Source organism: Mucilaginibacter sp., assembly GCF_028288105.1.
In the GTDB taxonomy this organism is placed as follows: Bacteria; Bacteroidota; Bacteroidia; order Sphingobacteriales; family Sphingobacteriaceae; genus Mucilaginibacter.
Genome location: NZ_JAQBOI010000217.1, coordinates 1 through 5,268, shown reverse-complemented (window position 1 = coordinate 5,268; position 5,268 = coordinate 1). Strand labels below are relative to the sequence as shown.

Here is a 5,268-nt window from a genome sequence, read left to right as displayed (position 1 = left end):
AACCCGTATTTATCGCTGTAAATATTATAGGGGGTTAGTTCATCATCTGTTACTTTATTCTCAATTTTTCTGCGGATATCAAATGATACACCCGCCCCAACAAACAAATTCTTCTCCACCTCTTTATATACCTTTTCCCTAAAATTATAATATTGAGAATTGAAAACATAGCCTTTGCGCTCAGGATCGGTTAATACATGATCGGCAAGACTTGCGTCAGATCCCTGGCCAATACCTAAACCAAAATCGGGCGTAACAGACTTGGCTGCCACAAGGCTACCCTGAAAATTCCATTTATTGCCCGGGGTATATACATTATGGTTAATGTAAAAATAAAGAATCCCCTTGGTGGTAACAGAAGCAGAGGTTGAGGCTACAGACATCAAAGTATTGGGCTGACTCCCCAATACCCGGCCTGCTACGGCCTTAATACCTATCTGCGACCCAATACTTGGGTTTGATGCTATATTTGGTATGATGGTGATCCCCGAAGATTTCTTAATAACAGAATCGGGCTTTTTCTTTGGATGAAAAATATCACTAAACAAATCACCAACGTCATACTGTTTTGACAAGGCAACGGCTTGTTTATAGGCTTTAGTTGTATCGGCTTTTAAAGTATCAGTACCCGTTTTCACCTGGCTATAGGCATAACTATTAATACCCATCAATAAGGGCAACAATAATATTTTTAATAATTGAGATATTGTATTATTTGATTTCTTCTGCACGTTGGGGGTATTAACTAATTTATACAAGATATATTATTAAGTGTAATATTTAAGTTAGGTTCTTTAACTATAAAATCTTGTAAGTGTTACACATTAAAATCACTTATGACCCTTACATGATTTTACCCTCTCAGCTTAAAGCCTGCGAATTAAGCCCTTTTGTTTTAGAAATTCAACAGCGCTTGTAAATTTTTGTGTGTGCCTATTTAATTCCGCGAAAAGTTTTTTTTACCTTTCCTTTTGCATCACAGAAAAATATACTTCTGTCCGTGTAGAAAAACCAAGGCTTTTATAAACATTAACGGCTCGCTCGTTATCATATCTAACATGCAAAAACGGCACCTCGGCTGCCGCCTTGATACGATTGATATGATATACTAATAACTCCCTGGCATAACCTTTACCCAAATGATCTGGATGTGTGCAAACGGCGCTTATCTCGGCATATGAAAAAGCATGCAACCGTTGCCCGGCCATGGCTACCAGTTTATCATCTTCAAACACACCCATGTAATGCCCAAAATCTATAGTTCGGGATGCAAAAGGCCCGGGGTTGGTTAATTTGGTAAGCGCCAGCATTTGTGGGATATGCTCGCTTACAAGCGGCCGGATCTTTATCTGTGTATTAATTTGTTCTGTGCCTGGCGCCTCGCATACCATTTGAAACCCCTTTACGGTGTTTAGCACCTTCCATGGGTTTGGTATTTGTATTTCTACTGGCGAAACAAATAGTACCGGCCTGTAATAGGGCATTAGCTCATACAACCGCTGAAAATTCTCTGCCGTATTTTTTTTGAATCCGGCAAAAGGCGAAACTTCACTATCAAAGTATTTTACAAATTCGTTACCCAGGGCTAAATGCTTATTACCCGATATCAGGGCGCTCCATGCGGGGTTATCCAATACGTGTTCCATTACAGCAAACCTATAAAAATTCAGTTAAAAGTGTTGGGCAAGGGTTTGTCTGTCGTTACCGCTAATTTAACAGGATAAGTATTATTTATCGGCCAGCTCGATCCAAACCGGGCCATGGTCACTTGTTTTTTCCCATCCGCGTACGTTACGGTCAACACCCGCGCTTATCAGGCGGCTATCTAAATGCGGACTAAGCAAAAAATGATCGATACGTAAACCCGCGTCGCGGCCATATGCATTGCGGAAATAATCCCAAAAGGTGTATATCGTTTCATCGGGATAAAGCTTTCTAATAGCATCTGTCCACCCTTGCGCCACCAGGTTTTTAAAAGCCGCCCGTGTTTCGGGGCGAAACAAGGCATCCTCAACCCAACGCTCGGGTTTATAAACATCCAGCTCGGTTGGCATAACGTTGTAGTCGCCGGTTAATACCACGGGCTTGCCGGATGCATATAGCTCTGCAGCGTGGGCGGTTAAGCGCTCAAACCAGTGCAACTTATAATCAAATTTTGGCCCGGGTGCGGGGTTGCCGTTTGGCAAATAAAGGCAGCCAATAATTATACCGTTCACTTCTGCCTCAATATAACGGCTATGCGTATCATCGGGGTCGCCTGGCAAGCCACGTCTTACTTCGCGGATATCTGTATTGCGGGCTAAAATAGCTACACCGTTCCAGCTTTTTTGCCCATGCCATATCGCGTTATAACCCAGATCTTTTAGGGCCTGCTCCGGAAATTTTTCATCGGGTGCTTTTAATTCCTGCAGGCAGGCAACATCGGGTGCAGTTTCTTGCAACCACCGCAATAACACCGGCAGGCGGCCATTTACACCATTAACATTATAAGTGGCTATTTTCATGGGTCAGTTAAATTTATTCTTCAATATAATGCTTACGAAGGATGAAAAGTTTCAAATCATTCACCTTAACTGATATCTGTTATCTCAACGATTTTATCCCCCGAAAATTTAAAGATCGATCTGCCACTCAAATTTAGCTCGTCGCCCTTTTTCATGCCGTTTGGCAGGTCGATAGCTAACACAGCATGATATGCTATCTCAATTTCGGTTTGTTCATTAGTATCTGTAAAACCTTTAATAGTTTGCTTTCTGCTGCTAAATAAGTTTTTCCCTTGTTCTGCCTGCGCTTTAAATTCATCAAGCCCGTTAAGCGTCATATTTACCTTACCGTCAGATATATTCTCAAATTTTATTGATTCGCCCATATCAGCCATCATACCATTTACATCAAAACTGTTATAAGCGCTTACATAGTTTTTAACTATAGTTTCTGTATTTTCCATAGTATTTATCTATTTAGCGTTTTGGCAATTGCTTCATCTGTTATTTTGGCCATTATTTTATATCCGGCAACATTAGGGTGTACACCATCAAGCGTTAATTCGGCCTTTTGGCCATTACGGCTATCGGCAAGGGGCGTAAAATAATCAAGAAGGGTTAGTTTGTTTTCGGCAGCATAAGTTTTTATCAAATTATTGAGGTCGATGATCGTATTGGCAGGTTGCAGCTCTTTACGCCATTGGTATTGATAAACAGGCAAGTAAGCGCACAGAATAACTTTTATATGATTAACCCGGGCCAGCTCAACCATTGATCTTATGTTATCCATAATACGCTCGTTAGTTACATGGCCGGTACTGCCTGCAATATCGTTACTGCCTGCCAATATAATAACGGCTTTAGGCTTTAGGTTTATTACGTCCTGCCGAAAACGGATAAGCAGCTGCGGGGATATTTGCCCGCCTATACCACGGTCAATATATAGCTTGTTGTTAAAGTATTCGGGCACTAAAGTTTTCCAATTCTCAAAAATAGAGCTACCTAAAAATACAACCCGTTTATCATTGGGTGCAGCAGGTACTAATACTTTGTTCGCCGCCTCATAATGGCGCAGATCGGCCCAGTCATCTTTAAAATCCTCTTTTACAGTTATGACTTTATTTGACGAATCCGCTTTTTGCTGCTGGGCAAATATGGGGCCTGATAATAAGAGTATGGGTAACAGATAGGTTAATTTCATTATGGTTAGCGATAGGTGACGAATTCAAATTTACATTCTTGAATTGAATAGATAAAGGAATTTCATAGAAAAACAGGCACCCATAAAAATTAACCTGCACAGTATAACCACTTTATCTTAAATAATAACAATTGTTGTTGAACCGGTTAAACCCGATGTCGCATTTGCCGTCATACACCCGATTTCAATCAATTTATAAACCTTAAAAACAATTTACATGTACAAAAAACTCCTTTTGGTATTCGTATCAATTATTGCCATCCAAACCGCTAAAGCACAAACAGAAAAAGGCAGCCAGATGCTGGGCGCCGGCTTTGGTTTCTCAACAAGTAAATATAATTATGCAAATTTTGACCCCACCACCAACGCCTATATCAATAATAATAATGCCAAAATAACCAGCTACAGCTTCTCTCCTAATTATAGTTACTTTATTGCAGACAAACTGGATATTGGGGTGGCGATAGGTTATTCACGATCAAAACAAGAAAACGAAAGTTACTATAGCCCTCAAAGCCAGGCTGCAAATACTTATTATGGCAGTATATATTTAAGAAAATATTTTTTGTATGAAAATAAAATAGGGATAAGAACCGGGCCTAAATTATCTTATCAAAGATCTGAGCAAAATTTTAATTCAGGTAGCAATTCTACCACAGATTACCATAGCAATTCCTTCGGCGGTGGTGTAGGGTTAGATTTTGTTTATTTCCCGGTAAAAAGACTTGGATTGACTGCTGTATTAGGTAATATTAATTACAATCACCAAAAAACCAGTGGTACAACACAGGGCTCTGCGAATGATTTTAGTTTAAACTTCTTTAACTCGTTAAGCCTTTCGGTTAACTACGTATTTGGTAAGTAACATTAAGCAATAAGTAAAAAGCCTTAAGCTGAACACTTAAGGCTTTTTACTTGCAATAAATTTTTAGAGGGTAACAGAGGATTGGTCTTATTTAGCCGTAAGTGTAGTAAAGCAACGTGCGCCCAGTTTAAATGTAGCTTCGTGGCCGCTTACATTAATTTTCATAAGCTGTTTCATCGCTTGTTTTTTATCGGTTACATAAACTACCAATTGCTTTACGGCAGATGGTAAGCCTTTTATATGTACCTGGCGGGCAGCCCCGTTGTTTACAATATGTAAAATGTATTGGTTGCCGGCAACATTACCCAACGCGGCGCACGAGATATCTTTTCTATCGGCAACAAACGGCCGGTGAAACAAGCCCTCTGGTGTTGATGCCAACTGCTTTAACTGCCAAAAACGCTGGGTGGGCTTTAATTCAGAATCATCCCCAAAAATACCGCCGCCTGTTAATGGCGAATAGTCTGCCGTTAGCTGCCATTGTAAAATAGAGAGGGGCTGGCATATAGCCAGTAAGCGGGTATAAAGGTTTATCTCTTCTAAGGCATAAGATTGCTCCTCGAAATACGCCGGATATGCCCATGCTGCCGCATCAATACTACCTTCGCCTACCAATAAGGGCACATTAAGCTGCTTGGCGGCATCAGTCCACTTCTGTAAAGTTTCGGCACCCCAGCCGCGCCACGAGTGAAAAGAAACCGCACCGATATATGGCCGTG

6 protein-coding genes and 1 pseudogene are annotated in these 5,268 nt (G+C 40.7%); 1 reads left to right on the top strand and 6 read right to left on the bottom strand.

Annotation, left to right across the window (positions count from 1 at the left end; translation table 11 throughout):
- From JWQ85_RS14805 to JWQ85_RS14785, 5 genes and pseudogenes are all read right to left on the bottom strand, one after another.
- A pseudogene (locus tag JWQ85_RS14805) lies at positions 1 to 731 on the bottom strand (hypothetical protein); the annotation flags it as partial.
- Positions 732 to 959: 228 nt separating this feature from the next.
- Positions 960 to 1,646, bottom strand: a complete 687-nt coding sequence (locus JWQ85_RS14800) for a GNAT family N-acetyltransferase (protein WP_299469288.1) — start codon at positions 1,644 to 1,646, stop codon at positions 960 to 962.
- An 81-nt stretch (positions 1,647 to 1,727) separates the two neighbouring features.
- Positions 1,728 to 2,504: an exodeoxyribonuclease III gene (gene xth, locus JWQ85_RS14795; protein ID WP_299469286.1), complete on the bottom strand. Its 777-nt coding sequence runs from the start codon at positions 2,502 to 2,504 to the stop codon at positions 1,728 to 1,730.
- Positions 2,505 to 2,569: 65 nt separating this feature from the next.
- On the bottom strand, positions 2,570 to 2,947 hold the full coding sequence (locus JWQ85_RS14790) for a nuclear transport factor 2 family protein (protein WP_299469284.1): 378 nt from the start codon (positions 2,945 to 2,947) through the stop codon (positions 2,570 to 2,572).
- A 5-nt stretch (positions 2,948 to 2,952) separates the two neighbouring features.
- On the bottom strand, positions 2,953 to 3,684 hold the full coding sequence (locus JWQ85_RS14785; protein WP_299469282.1) for an SGNH/GDSL hydrolase family protein: 732 nt from the start codon (positions 3,682 to 3,684) through the stop codon (positions 2,953 to 2,955).
- A 217-nt stretch (positions 3,685 to 3,901) separates the two neighbouring features.
- On the opposite strand from JWQ85_RS14785, the gene JWQ85_RS14780 reads away from it, so the two are divergent.
- Positions 3,902 to 4,549 carry an autotransporter outer membrane beta-barrel domain-containing protein gene (locus JWQ85_RS14780; RefSeq protein ID WP_299469280.1) on the top strand — a complete coding sequence of 216 codons (648 nt, stop codon included), beginning with the start codon at positions 3,902 to 3,904 and terminating at the stop codon, positions 4,547 to 4,549.
- Between the two features lie 87 nt (positions 4,550 to 4,636).
- On the opposite strand, the gene JWQ85_RS14775 is transcribed toward JWQ85_RS14780, so the two are convergent.
- Positions 4,637 to 5,268, bottom strand: a 632-nt coding sequence (locus tag JWQ85_RS14775; RefSeq protein WP_299469278.1) for a hypothetical protein, incomplete at its 5' end; no start/stop codon positions are given.